This is a genomic window from Streptomyces gelaticus, from assembly GCF_014649535.1.
Classification (GTDB): Bacteria; Actinomycetota; Actinomycetes; order Streptomycetales; family Streptomycetaceae; genus Streptomyces; species Streptomyces gelaticus.
Window position 1 is genome coordinate 1 of record NZ_BMTF01000024.1, and the last position, 16,083, is coordinate 16,083.

Annotated in this window: 15 protein-coding genes, 1 tRNA gene and 2 pseudogenes; 13 read left to right on the forward strand and 5 right to left on the reverse strand. The window is 70.5% G+C overall.

Annotated elements, in window-relative coordinates:
• Positions 1 to 1,455 (forward strand): annotated as a pseudogene (locus IE107_RS35320) (hypothetical protein); the annotation flags it as partial.
• 39 nt (positions 1,456 to 1,494) lie between these two features.
• Entirely contained in the window at positions 1,495 to 1,872 is a 378-nt protein-coding gene (locus IE107_RS27395; protein WP_189547022.1) for a hypothetical protein, read from the forward strand.
• A 165-nt stretch (positions 1,873 to 2,037) separates the two neighbouring features.
• On the opposite strand, the gene IE107_RS27400 is transcribed toward IE107_RS27395, so the two are convergent.
• Positions 2,038 to 3,039, reverse strand: coding sequence for an SEC-C domain-containing protein (locus IE107_RS27400; RefSeq protein ID WP_189547023.1), 1,002 nt, complete (start codon positions 3,037 to 3,039; stop codon positions 2,038 to 2,040).
• A gap of 86 nt (positions 3,040 to 3,125) precedes the next feature.
• Here IE107_RS27400 and IE107_RS27405 point away from each other — a divergent pair, with 86 nt between their 5' ends.
• From IE107_RS27405 to IE107_RS27430, 6 genes are all read left to right on the forward strand, one after another.
• Positions 3,126 to 3,923, forward strand: a complete 798-nt coding sequence (locus IE107_RS27405) for a class E sortase (protein ID WP_373302512.1) — start codon at positions 3,126 to 3,128, stop codon at positions 3,921 to 3,923.
• A gap of 52 nt (positions 3,924 to 3,975) precedes the next feature.
• Positions 3,976 to 4,134 (forward strand): DUF3311 domain-containing protein, encoded by a 159-nt coding sequence (locus IE107_RS27410; protein ID WP_189547109.1) that lies wholly within the window; start codon positions 3,976 to 3,978, stop codon positions 4,132 to 4,134.
• Entirely contained in the window at positions 4,131 to 5,684 is a 1,554-nt protein-coding gene (locus tag IE107_RS27415; RefSeq protein WP_189547025.1) for a sodium:solute symporter family protein, read from the forward strand. The genes IE107_RS27410 and IE107_RS27415 overlap by 4 nt, the downstream gene beginning before the upstream one ends.
• Positions 5,685 to 5,817: 133 nt before the next feature.
• Complete coding sequence (locus tag IE107_RS27420; protein WP_189547026.1) at positions 5,818 to 6,150, forward strand: DUF6412 domain-containing protein; 333 nt, start codon at positions 5,818 to 5,820, stop codon at positions 6,148 to 6,150.
• A gap of 115 nt (positions 6,151 to 6,265) precedes the next feature.
• Positions 6,266 to 7,036: a YidC/Oxa1 family membrane protein insertase gene (locus IE107_RS27425; protein ID WP_189547027.1), complete on the forward strand. Its 771-nt coding sequence runs from the start codon at positions 6,266 to 6,268 to the stop codon at positions 7,034 to 7,036.
• A 136-nt stretch (positions 7,037 to 7,172) separates the two neighbouring features.
• Positions 7,173 to 8,033: a fumarylacetoacetate hydrolase family protein gene (locus IE107_RS27430; RefSeq protein ID WP_189547028.1), complete on the forward strand. Its 861-nt coding sequence runs from the start codon at positions 7,173 to 7,175 to the stop codon at positions 8,031 to 8,033.
• A 77-nt stretch (positions 8,034 to 8,110) separates the two neighbouring features.
• On the opposite strand, the gene IE107_RS27435 is transcribed toward IE107_RS27430, so the two are convergent.
• Together IE107_RS27435 and IE107_RS27440 are read right to left on the reverse strand one after the other, a co-directional pair.
• Positions 8,111 to 8,590 carry a heme-degrading domain-containing protein gene (locus IE107_RS27435; RefSeq protein ID WP_189547029.1) on the reverse strand — a complete coding sequence of 160 codons (480 nt, stop codon included), beginning with the start codon at positions 8,588 to 8,590 and terminating at the stop codon, positions 8,111 to 8,113.
• A complete protein-coding gene (locus IE107_RS27440; RefSeq protein WP_189547030.1) occupies positions 8,587 to 9,759 on the reverse strand; it encodes a Gfo/Idh/MocA family oxidoreductase in 1,173 nt (390 codons plus the stop codon). Before IE107_RS27440 ends, IE107_RS27435 begins: the two co-directional genes overlap by 4 nt.
• Positions 9,760 to 9,815: 56 nt before the next feature.
• On the opposite strand from IE107_RS27440, the gene IE107_RS27445 reads away from it, so the two are divergent.
• Together IE107_RS27445 and IE107_RS27450 are read left to right on the forward strand one after the other, a co-directional pair.
• The gene (locus IE107_RS27445) at positions 9,816 to 10,931 is read left to right on the forward strand and encodes an ROK family transcriptional regulator (protein WP_189547031.1); all 1,116 of its coding nucleotides are present in this window, start codon (positions 9,816 to 9,818) and stop codon (positions 10,929 to 10,931) included.
• Positions 10,932 to 11,268: 337 nt separating this feature from the next.
• On the forward strand, positions 11,269 to 12,636 hold the full coding sequence (locus IE107_RS27450; protein ID WP_229867279.1) for a hypothetical protein: 1,368 nt from the start codon (positions 11,269 to 11,271) through the stop codon (positions 12,634 to 12,636).
• Between the two features lie 168 nt (positions 12,637 to 12,804).
• Here IE107_RS27450 and IE107_RS35325 read toward each other — a convergent pair.
• Positions 12,805 to 12,894, reverse strand: a pseudogene (locus IE107_RS35325) (GntR family transcriptional regulator); the annotation flags it as partial.
• Between the two features lie 351 nt (positions 12,895 to 13,245).
• Here IE107_RS35325 and IE107_RS27460 point away from each other — a divergent pair.
• From IE107_RS27460 to IE107_RS27470, 3 genes are all read left to right on the forward strand, one after another.
• Positions 13,246 to 14,034 carry an HAD-IIA family hydrolase gene (locus IE107_RS27460; RefSeq protein ID WP_189547032.1) on the forward strand — a complete coding sequence of 263 codons (789 nt, stop codon included), beginning with the start codon at positions 13,246 to 13,248 and terminating at the stop codon, positions 14,032 to 14,034.
• A gap of 128 nt (positions 14,035 to 14,162) precedes the next feature.
• Entirely contained in the window at positions 14,163 to 14,726 is a 564-nt protein-coding gene (locus IE107_RS27465) for a hypothetical protein (RefSeq protein WP_189547033.1), read from the forward strand.
• Position 14,727: 1 nt separating this feature from the next.
• A complete protein-coding gene (locus tag IE107_RS27470; RefSeq protein WP_189547034.1) occupies positions 14,728 to 15,408 on the forward strand; it encodes a class F sortase in 681 nt (226 codons plus the stop codon).
• Between the two features lie 599 nt (positions 15,409 to 16,007).
• Here IE107_RS27470 and IE107_RS27475 read toward each other — a convergent pair.
• Positions 16,008 to 16,081, reverse strand: a tRNA-Lys gene (locus IE107_RS27475).
• Positions 16,082 to 16,083 lie beyond the last annotated feature (2 nt).

Consider the following 16,083-nt stretch of genomic DNA (forward strand, 5'->3'; position numbering starts at 1 on the left):
AAACTCGCCACCGAGGGCCCCGCGGGCGCCGTCAAGGAAATCGAGGCCGAGGCCGGCGACCTCAAGGCCACCATCCTCGAAAAACTCACCAGCTACCTGATCCCCACCGTCATCATCGCCGGCATCACCTGGATCATCTCCCTCCTCAACCCCGCCTCCGCCTTCGTCCGCGCGGTCAAGGGAATCATCGACATCGTCACGTTCATCGTGAACCAGGGCGCCCAGATAGTGGAGTTCGTCAACGCCGTCCTCGACGCCGTCATCGCCATCGCCAACGGCGGCACCGCCGGAGTCCCCAAGATGGTCGAAACCGCCCTCGCCGCCAGCGTCCCGTTATTGATCGGCTTCCTCGCCTCACTCCTCGGCATCGGCAACCTCGCCAACAAAGTCAAATCCGTCTTCCACGCCGTATCCCGCCCCGTCAACCGCGCCATCGACAAAATCGTCAACTTCATCGTCAAAGCCGGAAAGAAGCTCTGGAATACCCTCAGAGGGAAAAATGGCAAGAACCAGAGCAGTCCAAAAGATAAACGGAAGGACGAAGTCGCAGCCATCAAGGACTCCGAAATCCTGTTGAAATCTGGGAATACTAAAAAAGACGTCAGCGACCGTCTTCCTGGTATAGGGAGGCGCCACAATGTTCCGTCATTGCGTCTAGTGACCGAGAGTACGACACCGCAAGGTGACCTTGTTCATGTGCAGACCATGACTTCCAGTTCGCATATGCTTAGCTCGAATGCGTACAACCCGAACTCCAGGAACACCACTCAACTCTGGGAAGATTGCGACCCAAATCATAAATTTACCCCAACAGAAACAGCTGCTGAAGCGGCATCCAGGGTATCTGCTGCGAAATCCCGATTGCTTGTACTATTTCAGAACTTCCAGGCTGCATACTTGGATTCGGTAACTCACCACATGGGGGGCTCCGAGCCTCGCCCCTTTACGTCGGTTACCCAGGAAGATGGTCACGGCGGGCATACCACTGAAAAGCACATCAAGGGCATGCAGCATATGAGTGACGGGAAGCAGTCACTAGCCAAAAGGGCCATAGTCGGCCTTCCTGGAGAGTCCCCTTCGCCTCGATCCAGCTATTACACGGACATCGGTGAAGCCAATGCTGCTGTCGAGCTTGCTTTGAGTAAAAACTGGCCAGACACTCGTCGTCGAATTGCCGCCGCGAAGCAAAAGATAGAAATCAAGATTGAGGCTGGCAATGTTGGGTACACCCTTGAACGCAACCCAGCTGTCAGCGCCTATGCCCTGCCAACATACCTGAACGGCCCCTACCAAGGCCCCATGTACCCCGGAGATGCCAACGCGGCAAATCCCGCGCTACCGCCCCTCACTGTGGAAGTGGACAGTCCGGCGGCATTAATAGTTCTCAAGACCACAACGAGCCCAAGCGCTCTTGGGGGATGGTACGTCCTGACCACATTCCCTTCCATCCCTTAATGATTTGACGCAGTGCATATCGCAGAGGGGAGCGAGGAAGTGAATCCAGAAGAGAGATTTCGTGCCGCACTTGACTCTGCTGGTCATCCAGTCGATCTACCCAGATGTTTCATCGGTTGGCTGCGCACCTATTGGCTGGACAGCAGTGAGTCCGAAGCGTTCTCGCTCTGGGAGGAGACTGTTCGGGAATCCTGGTGGGATGCTGCCGAATATATTCGATGTCTGAATGCAACTCTCCGGAATCCTACCGATGATTTCACCTCCATCATCCGCGAGCACGGCGGAATGTTGCTTCAACATGAATTGCCGGATGGGTATTACGAAGAATATACGAGAGAGGAATATATTGATTGGCTCGGTGGAATGAGGGATAGATTTGCCGAAATTCTCAATACGTCAATTCCGGGGTCTGGGTAGTGGGTCATTTCCGAGCTCTTGGTGGCGTTGGGTCACCCCGAGTCGCGTGATTGGTGAACCGCCTGACGCGCCGCACGGAGACGGGTACACCCGAGCCGAGCCCACACAGCTGGTGAGGAGGGGGCCAGCCGAGGTATGCCCGGAACCGCCCCCCGCCGCCGTCGTTCAGTCCGCCCCGTGGCACTCCCGGTAAGCCCGCCCCGATCCGCACCAGCAGGACGCGCTGCGGGCCGGGGGCCAGGGGATGGCCCGGCCGCGGGCGGCGAGGGTGGTGGCGTACTGGGGGAGGAGGTCCGGGTCGGTCGGGGACGCGGCCTCCGAGGCGGCGAAGGCCTCGTACGACGGGACCGTGCCGGTCACGATGCCGAGGTTCGGGGTGCCGGCCTGGTGGAGGTCGCGGAGGGCGGCCTCCAGGCGGGCCAGGTGCTCGGGGTGGGAGGGGTATTCGGCGCGCAGGTCCGGGTAGGCGGTGAGGAGTTCGGCGAGTTCGGCCTCCGGCCAGTGCAGCACCGCGACCGGGAACGGCCGGGACAGCGCCGTGCGGTACGTGCCCAGCTCGGCGCGGAGGCGGGTGATCTCGGCCTGGAGCTCGCCCGGGTCCGAGGAGCCCAGCGACCACAGGCGCCCCGGGTCGTGGAGCTCGTCCAGCGGGACGGTGGCGGTGTGGAGGGTGTCGGCCAGCTCGTCCCAGGCGTCGTGCCCGACGCCCATCAGCCTGCGTACCCGGTGGCGGCCGAAGAGCAGCGACTGGGTGGCGTACGGGACTTCCTCGCCCGGCGACAGGAGCAGCGTCAGCGCGGTCGAGAAGCAGTCGTGGGCGGCTTCGAGCTCGTCGTGGGCTTCGAGGGTCTCGGCCGCGATCTCCCAGGCCCCGGGGTCGAGCGGGCCCGCGGCACGGATGCCTTCGATGATCGCGCGGGCCTCCGCCTCGTGGCCGTACTCCCACAGGTTGGCCGCGTTCAGGGCCTTGACCAGGTGGGGGTGGTCGAGGTCGGGGGAGCCGAGGAGTTCGTCGTAGAGGGTGGTGGCGCGGGCGCGGTCGCCGGCGAGTTCCAGATGGGCCGCGGCCTGGAGGAGCAGCGGCTCACGGTCCTCGGGGTACCGCGCCGCGGCGCGCAGCAGGCGCTCGGCTTCGGTGGTGTGGTCGGCAGGCGTGTCGGGGCGCATAAGCCACACCGTACTGCTGTACGGCTACGGGACGGAGAGTGTTCCAGGCCTGGAGAGTTACGGGCCGGGGGCCTATCGTGCGGGCCGTGCGGGAGCGGATACCGGTGGTGGTGCAGCGGAATGCGCGGGCGCGCAGGGTCGTCGCGCGCGGGCTCTGGACGGGGGCCGAGCTGGTGGTGACCCTCGGCGTCGTCCTGTTGTTGCTCGTTGTTCATCAGCTGTGGTGGACCAACCGGCAGGCCCGCGCCGGGGCCGAGCACCAGGTGCGGGCCCTCCAGCGGGAGTGGGAGGAGGAGCGCGGGGGAGAGGGAGCGGTGCCCGGGGGTGATGGTGGTTCCGGGGGCGGCTCCCACGAGCCCGGCGGGTCCGGTGGCTCCGGCGGGTCCGATGGCCGGGCGGGGGGCGGTGGTGCGCGCTCCGCGCCCCGCTGGGACCAGGCGTACGCCGTCATCCGCATCCCCCGGCTCGGGCTCGTCGCCCCCGTGGCGCAGGGCGTCGGAAAGAGCGGCGTCCTCGACAAGGGGTACGTCGGGCACTACCCGCGCACCGCGCAGCCCGGCCGGGCCGGGAACTTCGCGCTCGCCGGACACCGCAACACCCACGGCGAGCCCTTCAGGTACATCAACCGGCTGCGGCGCGGGGACCGCATCCACGTCGAGACCCGGGACGCCGTGTACACGTACACCGTCGACCGGACGCTCGCGCGGACGAGCCCCCGCGACAGCGGTGTCATCGCCGCCGTCCCGCGCAGCAATCTGAAGCCGCACGACGGATACACCGAGGCCGGTTCCTATGTGACGCTCACTACCTGCACGCCCGAATTCACCTCCCGTTACCGGCTTGTCGTATGGGGAAAACTCGTGGAGGCCCGGTCGCGCCGGTGACACCGCACTAAGGTTCCCTGACGTGCTCAGACGACGTCCGCAGTTGTTGTGGTTGCTGGTCCCCTACGTGCTGTACCTGGGGGCGCTGCCGCTCGTGAACCGGGTCCACCCGGTGATTCTCGGGCTGCCGTTCCTCTTCGTGTGGCTGCTCGGGGCAACCCTGCTGACCCCCGTCGCCGTATGGCTGACCCGGCGGGGGGACCGCCGGTGAACGCCACGGTCGCGACCTCCGTCTTCGGGGTCTTCATGGTTGCCACCGTCGCCCTCGGGCTGCTCGCCACGCGCGGTCGGCGGAAGGGGAACGGGGAGGGCGGCGGGCTCGCCGAGTGGTCCGTGGGCGGGCGCAGCCTCGGGACCGTCTTCATCTGGGTGCTGATGGCCGGCGAGGGCTACACCAGCTTCAGCTACCTGGGCGCCGCAGGCTGGGGTTACAACTACGGGGCGCCGGTGCTCTACGTGGTGGCGTACATGTCCTGCGGGTACGCCATCGGCTACGTCGTCGGCCCGATGCTCTGGGCGTACGCGCGCAGGCACGGGCTCGTCGGGATCACCGACATGGTGGCCCACCGCTTCGGACGGCCCTGGCTCGGAGCGCTCGTCGCCGTCCTCGCGACCGTCTTCCTGCTCCCGTACATCCAGCTCCAGATCACCGGCATGGGCGTGGTCGTCTCGACCATCTCCTACGGTGCCATCAGCCTGAACCAGGCCTACTTCATAGCCTTCGCCGTCACCACCGGTTTCGTCGTGGTGAGCGGACTGCGGGGCAGCGCGTGGGTGTCCGTGCTCAAGGACGTCCTCGTGATCGCCACGCTCGGCTTCCTCGCCTTCTACGTACCGATGCACTACTTCGACGGCTACGGGCCCTTCCTCGACCGGCTCGTCACCGAGAAGAGTCAGTGGCTGACCTTCCCCGGGCACGGGGACAGCGGGCTCGGACAGGCGTGGTTCATCACCACCTCCTTCCTCAACTCGCTCACCGTGGTGATCTTTCCGACGACCGTCGCGGGCTACCTCGGCGCGAAGAATGCCGATGTGCTGCGCCGCAACGCGATGCTGCTGCCCGCCTACAACGTCCTGCTCTTCGTGCCGATGCTGCTCGGCATGGCGGCCCTCTTCGTCGTGCCGGGGCTCGTCGGCGCCGAGTCCAACCTGGCGCTCTTCCAGCTGGTCGTGGACTCGCTGCCGGCCTGGGCGGTCGGCGTCATCGGTGTCGCGGCGGCGCTCTCCTCGATCGTGCCGATGGCCGTCTTCATGCTGGTCATCGGCACGATGTGGGGGCGCAGCGTGCTCTCGCTCGTGCCGCGCTGGGAGCGGCGGCAGAAGGGTGCGGCACAGGTGGTCGTCGTGGTCGCGGGGAGCCTCGCGCTGCTGCTCACGTACACCGCCCCGAACACCCTGGTGCGGCTCTCCCTCATTTCGTACGAGGGGATGGCGCAGCTGCTCCCCATGGTGCTGCTGGGGCTGATGTGGCGGCGGCTGACCCTGCTCGGGGCGACGAGCGGCCTGGTCGTCGGTGTGGGCGTGGTGTGCGGGTTCGTGTTCACGGAGAACGACCCGGTGTGGGGGGTGAACGCGGGCATCGTGGCGCTCGCCGCCAACCTCGCCGTCGCGCTGGCGGTGACGTACGCCGGGCCGCGCGAGCGCGACGACCGGCCGGACGACGAGGTGCTCGCCCGGGACGAGACCGGGGCGCCAAAGGCCCCGGAGGCCCCGGAACAGGAGGCGGAATCCGGCCGCGCTCCCGCGGGAACGGGTTATTGACCGGCCTCGGGCGGACCGGTGCGCCGGACCCATCGTGTATAACGGCTGGAGAGCATCAGGTGCGCATGTGTGCGAACGGCACGGACGCGCGGGACCGGCCGACCGGCCGCGAAGGGAAAGAGGGGAGGGGCCGATGAACGGCGACACGAGCCGTCTGCGCAGTGGCCTCGCCCGGCTGCTCCGCCCCGCCGGACTGCTCCTCTTCCTCGTCACCGAAATCCTCCTCGCCGAGGGCGGCAGCCTCTCCGCCGCGGTCGCGCTCGCCGCCACCGCCGCCGCCGGATCCGCGCTCGCCGTCGCCTCGGTCATCAGCGCCCGCTGCGCCGCCCCGGTGCCCCGCACCCGGGTCCGCACCGCCATCCGCGACCGGGAGAAACGCACCGCGTTCCTGCCCCAGCGGGATCCCGACGCCAAGGGGCGCAGGCGCCCCCGAGCCCCCGGCCGTGCCCTTCCGACGGCCGCGTAGGGGCTTGTAGCAGCACCATCCACCCCAGTAGGTGCGCCATGGGCGCCCCGCGCGGTTCGTCATGCCGAGTCCGTTTCTTCCTCCCGGCACGACGAGACCCCCGGAGGGCTCACCCATGTCCGTCTTCATGTCCGCGTTCGCCGACCTGGTCGGAGCGCTGGCCGATGTGCTGCACCCGCTCTTCCAGACCGCGTCCACCGCCGCCGCCATCGTGCTGTTCACCGCGCTCGTACGGCTCGCCGTGCACCCCCTGTCGCGGGCCGCGGCGCGCGGGCAGAAGGCCCGCACCAGGCTCCAGCCGCAGATCGCCGAGCTGCGCAAGAAGCACCGCAAGAATCCGGAGCGCATGCAGAAGGCGCTCATGGAACTGCACAAGGAGGAGAAGGTCTCGCCGCTCTCCGGCTGCCTGCCCAGCCTGTTGCAGATGCCCGCCTTCTTCCTGCTCTACCACCTCTTCTCCAGCCAGAAGATCGGCGGCGAACCCAACGAGCTGCTCGGCCACCAGCTCTTCGGGGCCCCGCTCGGCGAGCGCTGGCAGGACGCGCTCGCGCACGGCGGGCCGTTCGGCGCGCAGGGCATGGTCTACCTCGGCCTGTTCGCGATCGTCACCGTCGTAGCCACGTTCAACTACCGGCGTACGAAGCGGATGATGGCCGCCAACCCCGTCACCCCGGCCACCGGCCCCGACGGACAGCCGGTGCCCGGCATGGGCGCGATGAACAAGCTGATGCCGCTGATGTCCTTCGCCACCCTCTTCACCGTGTCCGTCGTACCGCTCGCCGCCGCGCTGTACGTCGTCACGAGCACCACCTGGACCGCGGTCGAGCGGGCCGTCCTCTACCGCGACATGCCGGTCCCCGGGGCCGCCGTGGCCACCGCGGCGTGAGCGGAGCGGGGGCCGTGCCGGTCCAGGGTGTGAACAGGGTCTTGCGGAGTGATCGGAGGTCTTGGACGATCGGACAAGCCTGCGGTGGCCGCCACCCATCCGACGGGCCCGCTCACGACCAAGGGGAGACAGACCGTTGAAGCTGCTGCGTGTGGGTACGGCAGGTGCGGAACGACCGGCGCTGCTGGACGGGGACGGGACCCTGCGCGACCTGTCGGGAGTCGTCGCCGACATCGACAGCGACCTGCTCGCCGACGGGCCGGCGCTCGCCCGGCTGCGTGCCGCCGCGGCCGCGCCCGGCGAGCTGCCCGAGCTCGACGCCGAGGGGCTGCGGGTCGGTCCGCCGCTCGCCCGGATCGGCAAGATCGTGTGCATCGGGCTGAACTACCACGACCACGCCACCGAGACCGGTGCCGCGATACCCACCGAGCCGATCCTGTTCTTCAAGGCGCCGGACACCGTCGTCGGGCCCGACGACACGGTGCTGGTGCCGCGCGGCAGCGTCAAGACCGACTGGGAGGTCGAGCTCGCGGTCGTCATCGGGCGCACCGCCCGCTATCTGGAATCCGCCGAGGAGGGGCTCGCGCACGTCGCCGGATACGCGACCGCGCACGACGTCTCCGAGCGCGAGTTCCAGATCGAGCGCGGGGGCACCTGGGACAAGGGCAAGAACTGCGAGACGTTCAACCCGCTGGGGCCCTGGCTGGTGACGGCGGACGAGATCGCCGACCCGCAGGCGCTGTCACTGAAGCTCTGGGTCAACGGTGAGCTGAAGCAGGACGGCACGACGGCCGACCAGATCTTCCCGGTGGGCGAAGTGGTCCGGTATCTGAGCCACTTCATGACGCTGTACCCGGGCGATGTGATCAACACCGGGACACCCGCCGGGGTCGCCCTGGGGCAGCCCGAGCCCAAGCCGTATCTGCGGGCGGGCGATGTCGTGGAGCTGGAGATCGCCGGGCTGGGGCGGCAGCGGCAGGAGCTCAAGGACGCGTGAGCGGGCCGCGCGCGGGGCGGGGCGGTCGCCGGCTGTGTCCGGTGGCCGCCCCGCCCCGCGCGTCCTTCGTCATGTGTTCATGCGTGCAGCGTCGTCGCGAAGTGCTCCAGTGCCTCGACCACCATGGCGTGGTCCTCCTGCTGAGGCAGGCCCGAGACCGTGACCGAGCCGATCACGCCCGCGCCCTCGACCGCGATGGGGAACGAGCCGCCGTGCGCGGCGTAGTCGCCCGGGTCCAGGCGCGAGGAATCGTCGAAGGTCGTCCCCTTCGCCCGGAAGCGCGTTCCGACCAGGTACGAGCTCTCGCCGAACCGTTCCACGACCTTGCGCTTGCGGTCGATCCAGGCGTCGTTGTCCGCGCTCGATCCCGGCAGCGCGGCATGGAACATCTGCTGTGCGCCGCGGCGGATGTCGATCGCGACCGGGGCGTGCCGTTTCCGGGCCATCGAGACGAGCAGGTCGCCGAGCGCGTACGCGTCTTCGTGGCTGAAGTGCGGCAGCGTCAGCCGGCGCTCCTGGGCGATGAGCTCGGAGATGGTCGGAGCGTTGGGGCTCATACGGGCTGCTCCTTTGTATCGGCGGATGTGTCTGCGGAGCCGGAATCCGGATCGGCGGTGTCGGAGAGTTTCACGGTGACGCCCTCGCGGGCCGAACGGCGGGCCGCTTCCAGGACATCCAGGGCCGCCGCGGCCTGAAGGGCGTTCACCGGATTTTCACCCTTTCCGCGCAGCGCGTCGGCGACCGCCGCGTAGTACGCGGGATAGTCGCCCGGCAGCGTGCGGACCGGGATGCCGCCGCCGGTCAGCGGGGACTCGCCCGAGCCGATCCGGCCCCACAGCTCCTCCGGCTCCTCGCCCCACGGCCGGTCCGCCGCCGGGCGCACGCCCGCGCGCAGCTCGGCCTCCTGCGGATCGAGACCGTACTTCACATAGCCTGCGGTCCGGCCGAGGACCCGGAAGCGCGGGCCGCGCTGGGCCGCCGTGGCACTGACGTACAGGTGCGAGCGCACCCCGTTCACATGGGTGATCGCGACGAACGTGTCGTCGTCGGCGGCGGCCCCGGGACGGCGCACATCGCACTCCGCGTACACCAGCGCCGCCGGCCCGAACAGGGTCAGCGCCTGGTCGACGACATGACTGCCCAGGTCGTACAGCAGCCCGCCGATCTCCTGCGGGTCGCCCGACTCGCGCCAGCCGCCCTTGGGCTGCGGGCGCCACCGCTCGAAACGGGACTCGAAGCGCTGTACGTCGCCCAGCTCACCGTCCGCGAGCAGGCGGACGAGCGTGCGGAAGTCGTTGTCCCAGCGGCGGTTCTGGAAGACCGAGAGCAGCAGCCCGCGCTCCTCGGCCAGGGCCGCGAGCGCCCGCGCCTCGGCCGCCGTACCGGCGATCGGCTTGTCCACCACGACCGGCAGACCGGCCTCCAACGCGGCGGTCGCGATCGGGACATGGGTCTTGTTCGGCGAGGCGATCACGACCAGATCGAGTTCGTCCGCGCGCTCCCACAGCTCCTGCGGCGAGGCGGCGAACCGCACGCCGGGGAACTCGGCGCGCGCCTGCGCCCTCCGCTCCTCGTCCGAGGTGACCACCGTGTCGAGGACGAGGCCGTCGGTCGCCGCGATCAGCGGGGCGTGGAAGACGGACCCCGCCAGGCCGTAGCCGACGAGCCCGACGCGCAGGGGGGTGCCGGAGAGGCCGGGCGTCTCGTGAGTCGCGTTGCCAGTCATGCCTGCCACTTAAGCAACGCTGTTGCCATAGTGCAAGCGACAGCGACAATGGGGTGGTGAACAGGAGCAACAGCGGCGCGAACCTGCCGGCGCTGCGCAGCCACAATGCCGCGCTGGTGCTGGATCTGCTGCGGGTGGCGGGCGGGGCCGGCATCAGCAGGCTCGAACTCGCCGAGCGCACGGGGCTCACTCCGCAGGCCGTCAGCAAGATCACCGCCCGGCTGCGGGCCGAGGGCCTGGCCGCCGAGGCGGGCCACCGGGCATCCACCGGAGGCAAGCCGCGCACCGTGCTGCGGCTGGTCCCGGACGCCGGGTACGCGGTCGGCCTCCATCTGGACCGCGACGAACTGACGGTGGTCCTCGTCGACCTCTCCGGCGCGGTCGCCGTGAGCAGCACCGCCCCGCTGGACTTCGGTGCCCCGGCGGACGAGGTGCTCGCGGCGGCCACGGACGCGGTGACGGCGGTACGGGACGGGGGCGCGGGGACGGGGGACCGGCGGGTGCTCGGGGTCGGCGTCGCGGTGCCGGGCTCGCTCGACCACCGGGGCGGGGTGCTGCACCGCGTCACCGGGTTCCCGCAGTGGGACGGCTATCCGTTGCGGGACGCGCTCGCCGTACGGACCGGGCTGCCCGTCGTCGTCGACAAGGACACCAACGCCGCCGCCCTCGGGCTCGCCCTGCGGGCGGCGGGCGGCGGCGACTTCGCGTATCTGCACCTGGGGACCGGGCTCGGCGCCGGGCTGGTGCTCGGCGGGGCGGTGCACCGCGGGGCCCGTACCGCGGCCGGTGAGTTCGGGCACCAGACCGTTGAGCTGGACGGACCGGTCTGCGGCTGCGGGGGGCGCGGCTGCATCGAGGCGCTCTGCCTGGCCGCGGTCGCCCGGGGGGACGTCGCGGAGGCCGCCCGGGTGCTGGGGACCGGCGCCGCCAATCTTGTCGGGCTTCTCGACATCGACCGGGTGGTGCTCGGCGGCCGCACGGTGGCGGCCGATCCGGAGACCTATGTACGGGGCGTCCGCGCCGTGGTCGACGAGCGCGCCGGGCGGGGTGGTGCCGACGCGCCGGTGCCGGTCGTGGTCGCCGGGGGAGGGGACCGGCCGGTCGCGGAGGGGGCCGCTCAGCTGGTCCTGGCCCCGCTGTTCGGACGGGCCGCCGGAGCGGACGGGGCGTGAGCGAAGGGGCCGCCGGGCGGGGGCCAATCGGTCGGGGCCGGTCGGGCGGATTCCCCCGGCCGACCGGGCGGCATGCCGGGATGTCGGCGCCGGGCGCCTCGCGCGTGCGTGGCAGCGTCGCGGCCCAGAACCGGTGAACTCCGGCGCACGGGGTGAGCCGACCGTCTCGTGAACAGCGAAGGATGATCCCCCGATGCCGCCCGCCCCCGCCCCCGGCCCCACTCCTGCCCCACCCCCTTCCGGCCCGCCTCCCGGCTCCGCTTCACAGCCCGGCCCCGCCATGCCTTCCGGCCCCGTCACGCCGTCCGGCTCCGTGCCGGGCCGCGCTCTCGGTACGATGCCCGGCCGCATCGCCGTCCCCGTCCCCACCGCGATGCCCATGACGGCGTCGACCCCGGCCATGGAGTCCTTCCCCGCCGCCGGCCCCACCTCCGTCCCGGTGATCGTCGCCGCGTCCGTCCCGGTCTTCGCTGACCCCGCGCGTCCTCCCTCGTCCTCGTCCACACCCCCGACGTCCCCCGGGCGGACCCGGCACGGGCTGGCGCTCGGGCTGGCCGCGGCGAGCGTCGTACTCGGCGGCACATCCGTCGCACCCGCCTCCGCCGCGTCCTCGGCCGCCCCGGTCGCGTCGCCCGGCTCCACCACCGCCGACCAGCAGCCCGCCTGCGGTGATCCGGCGGCGACGGACTTCCCGATCAGCACCCGCATTCACGGCGGCCCGGACACCTACGCGTCCGGCGGCGGCTACGGAACCTGGTACCTGGACCTGACCAACACCACCACCGAGCCGTGCGAGGCCATCCATCCGGTGCTCGTGCTCACCGACGAGGACCGCAGGCTGACCTCCGACCAGATCCAGCTGAAGTTCTTCGAGCAGGCCCGCCCCGATACGGAGCACCGCGTCACCTGGGAGACCACCGACCGGGACGAACACATCGGCGTCTTCGACGGCGCGGGCGACGACTCCTTCGACGGTTTCACCGTCCCGGCCGGCCACACCGTCACCATCGAGATCCGGATGGCGTTCACCTCCGACACCCACCCCGGCCGGATCACCGCCAATGCCGTCGTCGTCCAGCGGCAGCGCGTGGCGGACGGCACGGACGGCACGGCAGGCAAGGACGACGGGGCCTGGGTCGGAGAGTCCGACGACTACCCCTTCGCCGTCGTCGACGAGAGCGGTGGCGACGAGACCGCCGACACCGGTGAGACCGATGAGACGGCCGACGCCGATGAGACGGCCGACGCCGATGAGACGGCTGGGACTGATGGGAGGGCCGACGCCGGCGAGACGGCTGGGACCGGTGAGACCACCGGTACCGGCGAGACGGCCGGGACTGGTGAGACGTCTGGGACCGGTGAGGTCGGCGGCACCGACGAGACGGCCGGGACCAGTGAGAGGGCCGACGCCAGCGAGACGGCTGGGACTGATGAGACGGCCAGTACCGGCGAGACGGCTGGAATCGATAAGACGGCCGGGACCGACGAGACCGCCGGGACCGGTGAGGTCGGCGGTACCGGAGACGCTCCGCGCGAGACCCGCCCGGTCGGACCCGGACGGACCCCGGCACCGAGCGATCGCCCTGAGCTGGCCGCATCCGGCTCGGACGGCGTCCCTGCGGCCGGCCTCACCGTCACCGGGCTCCTGATCGGCGGCGGGGCGATGGTGGTCAAGGCCCGGCGGACGCGCCGCGCGCACCCCTGAGCCGCCACGCCCCGCACACCTCGGCCCACACCCGAACCGCGTCCCGGGCCACGCACGCCGAGACACACACCCGGCCCACCCCGAACCGCCCGTCCGCGCCCGGACGTTCACAGACGTCCATGTCCGTCTGCCACCCTCGGGCCGTGGACTACCCGCACGACCAGACACCTGGCGCACCGTCTCGCGCGAGACCTCGTAGCGCTCGGCGAGATCGCGTTCGGTGGGCAGCATGCCGCCCTCGCCCAACTCCTCTACGAGAACGGAGACATGAGCGGTGGGCCGGGTTCGACGTCCAGTTCCTCGACGCGCTGTTCGTACTGCCGGTCGCCGTGCCGTCGGCGGGGAGTTGAACGCGTGCCCCCACGCCTCGACGGAGGACCCGTGACCGCAGGCATGTCCCGCCGCACTCTCCTCATGAGCGCCGCCCTCGCCGCCACAGGGCTGCTCGCCGCGGCCACGACCTGGGTGATCGACGGGGTGACACTCGCGGCGCGGTGATCCGGCCGTTCCGGCACCTCGAACGGACGGCCTAAAATCGGGGGCGTCGGCGCTGCACAACGCGGTGCCGCCGGCGTCCCCGCACACGGCGTACGGCAGGAGTCACCACACATGGCAGAGCGCAAGCCGATCTCGTCCTGGCTCACCGACATGGACGGAGTCCTGATCCACGAGGGGACGCCGATCCCCGGGGCGGATGCCTTCATCAAGCGGTTGCGTGACTCGGGACTGCCCTTCCTGGTCCTCACCAACAACTCCATCTACACCGCCCGCGACCTGCACGCCCGGCTGAAGCGCATGGGCCTGGACGTGCCCGTGGAGAACATCTGGACCTCCGCCCTGGCCACCGCCCAGTTCCTGGACGACCAGCGGCCCGGCGGCACCGCGTACGTCATCGGCGAGGCGGGCCTCACCACCGCCCTGCACGACATCGGCTACGTCCTCACCGACCACGAGCCCGACTACGTGGTTCTCGGCGAGACCCGCACGTACAGCTTCGAGGCGCTCACCAAGGCGATCCGGCTGATCAACGGCGGCGCCCGCTTCATCTGCACCAACCCCGACGAGACCGGCCCCTCCGCCGAGGGCCCGCTGCCCGCCACCGGGTCCGTCGCCGCCCTCATCACCAAGGCCACCGGCAAGGCCCCGTACTTCGCGGGCAAGCCCAACCCGCTGATGATGCGCACCGGGCTCAACGCGATCGGTGCCCACTCCGAGTCCAGCGCCATGATCGGCGACCGGATGGACACCGATGTGCTGGCCGGACTGGAGGCGGGGATGCAGACCTTCCTGGTCCTCACCGGGCTCACCACGGTCGCCGACATCGACAAGTACCCCTTCCGGCCGTCCAAGGTCGTCGACTCGATCGCCGATCTGGTCGATCTCGTCGACGCGGGCTGAGCCCGGCGGGACACGGCCCCCGCGGGGCGGGGGAAGGGGGCCGAGCGGTGCTAAGCGGACCCGTCCCCCGCGCCCCTGCGGATGCGAAAACGCTCCGGAGGCGTGAACCTGCACTGAGGAGGTTCACGATGCGTTCCATGCCCCTCACGTTCTGTGCCGCCGCGGTCGTCGCGGCGACCCTGGTGCCGGCCCCGGCCGCACTGGCCGACTCCGACCCCGGGTCCGCCCAGGGGAAAGGCCGCACCTCCCTGACGATGACCCCGTCCTCCCTCGCACCGGGCGGCGAGGCGGATCTGCGGCTGGAGGGCTGCAAGGGCCGCGAGGCCACCGGTGCGTCCGATGCCTTCGTCTCCGAGGCGCGCTTCTCGCCCGCCGCGGACGGGGGACTCTTCGCCGAGGCCCGGATCAGCTCGGACGCCTCCCCGGGCGATTACGACATCCGGGTCGACTGCAAGGACGGCAAGGGTGCCGGGGCCGCCGGCACGGTCACCGTCGTCGACCGCGGCCGGGCCACCCCGCTCGCCCCGGTCGCAGCGGGCGGTGGCGGCACCGCCCTGTTCGCCGGCCGGGACGCCCGGCAGGAAGGCCCCGGTACCGTGCACGCGGTGATCGGGCTTGCCCTGGCGGCCGTCGCGGCCGTCTCCGTCGCGTTCCGCAGCGCGCGCCGTCGCCGTCGTCCGGCCACGGACTGACATGTCCGCCCCGGACAGGCCCGCGGGGCACGGCAGGCTGCTCGCCGGAGTGGTCTGGGCCGTCCTGCTGCTGGGCCTGTGGCTCTGGGGCCGCGGCATCACCGACGGCTCCGGCGCCGGTTCCGCCCCGACCACCGGCGACGTCGCCGCGGTGGGCCGCCCTCTCGGCGTACCGCTGCCCCCGCCGCACGATCCGATCGAGGGCGCCGTGCCGGAGCGGGTCGAGATCCCGTCGATCGGCGTCGATGCGCCCGTGGTCGCCCGCGGCCTGGACAAGAACCGGGCGATCGAACCGCCGCCGTTCGACACCCCGCAGACCGTCGGCTGGTACAGCGAGGGCGCCGAGCCCGGAGCGAAGGGCCCCGCCCTCCTCGTCGGCCATGTCGACACCGAGACCGGACAGGCCGTCTTCTACGGACTGAGCGCGGCCCGCCCCGGCGCCGAGGTCGAGATCACCCGCGCCGACGGCACCGTCGCCGAATTCACCGTCGACGACGTCCGGGTCTTCACCCGGGCACGCTTCGACGCCCACAAGGCGTACGGTCCCCGCAAGGACGGCCGGGCGGAACTCCGCCTGATCACCTGCGGCGGCACCTTTGACCGGGCGTCGCAGTCGTACGACGCGAATGTGGTCGTCTCCGCCTATCTGACCGGCGAGAAGCCCGCGGGGGACAACGCCTGAGTTGCCCGGCGGGACACCGTACATGCTGGGAAGAGGGCGCAACCCGGCGCCGCGAGGATCCAGTTCAGGGCGGACTTCGGGCAGAAGAGGATCAGCTGCGTGCAGTTGAGGAGTCTGCCCGGCGGGAGAGGTGAGGCACCCGGGCCGGGCGCAGACCTCCCTGACCGCCAGGTCTGCCCCGCCGGGTGCAGTCCCCGGGCGGGGCCCGCTCCGCGTTGCGAACCATCGGAAGTCTCCCCTCCGCCGCCCCAACTGCACGGTCCGTCAGCCTGGTTGGAACTGATGCCCGCTGGACGGGCTGTCCGATCCCGGACCCGGTCGCACAGGCGAAAAGAGCGGGCCACCAGTCGTGCGTACGATTTATGACCTCCTTGTGGAGGGGCGTGCGGAGGCCTATGGGGGCCGTTCATGCGCCGCTGGGTGACGAGGTGGTTACCGCATGACGGCTGTGCGATGACTGTGTGGTGCTTGTGAGGGGAGTGATCAAGGCGACGCCATGGAGGGCGTCGCGGGGCGGGGTCCGGCGCGGAGCTTCGGTGCGGGAGGTGCGCGAACAAGCAAAGCCCCCTCACGCGTAGTGAGGGGGCTTTGACTCTGCGTGCGCCGCCAGGGACTCGAACCCCGGACCCGCTGATTAAGAGTCAGCTGCTCTAACCAACTGAGCTAGCGGCGCCT

Bases quoted from the DNA above. Each gene is read 5' to 3' on its own strand.
- IE107_RS27400 (WP_189547023.1), bottom strand. From the start codon at position 3,039: ATGCGCCCCGACACGCCTGCCGACCACACCACCGAAGCCGAGCGCCTG.
- IE107_RS27420 (WP_189547026.1), top strand. From the start codon at position 5,818: ATGAACGGCGACACGAGCCGTCTGCGCAGTGGCCTCGCCCGGCTGCTC.
- IE107_RS27425 (WP_189547027.1), top strand. From the start codon at position 6,266: ATGTCCGTCTTCATGTCCGCGTTCGCCGACCTGGTCGGAGCGCTGGCC.
- IE107_RS27435 (WP_189547029.1), bottom strand. From the start codon at position 8,590: ATGAGCCCCAACGCTCCGACCATCTCCGAGCTCATCGCCCAGGAGCGC.
- IE107_RS27440 (WP_189547030.1), bottom strand. From the start codon at position 9,759: ATGACTGGCAACGCGACTCACGAGACGCCCGGCCTCTCCGGCACCCCC.
- IE107_RS27450 (WP_229867279.1), top strand. From the start codon at position 11,269: ATGCCCGGCCGCATCGCCGTCCCCGTCCCCACCGCGATGCCCATGACG.
- IE107_RS27460 (WP_189547032.1), top strand. From the start codon at position 13,246: ATGGCAGAGCGCAAGCCGATCTCGTCCTGGCTCACCGACATGGACGGA.
- IE107_RS27465 (WP_189547033.1), top strand. From the start codon at position 14,163: ATGCGTTCCATGCCCCTCACGTTCTGTGCCGCCGCGGTCGTCGCGGCG.
- IE107_RS27470 (WP_189547034.1), top strand. From the start codon at position 14,728: ATGTCCGCCCCGGACAGGCCCGCGGGGCACGGCAGGCTGCTCGCCGGA.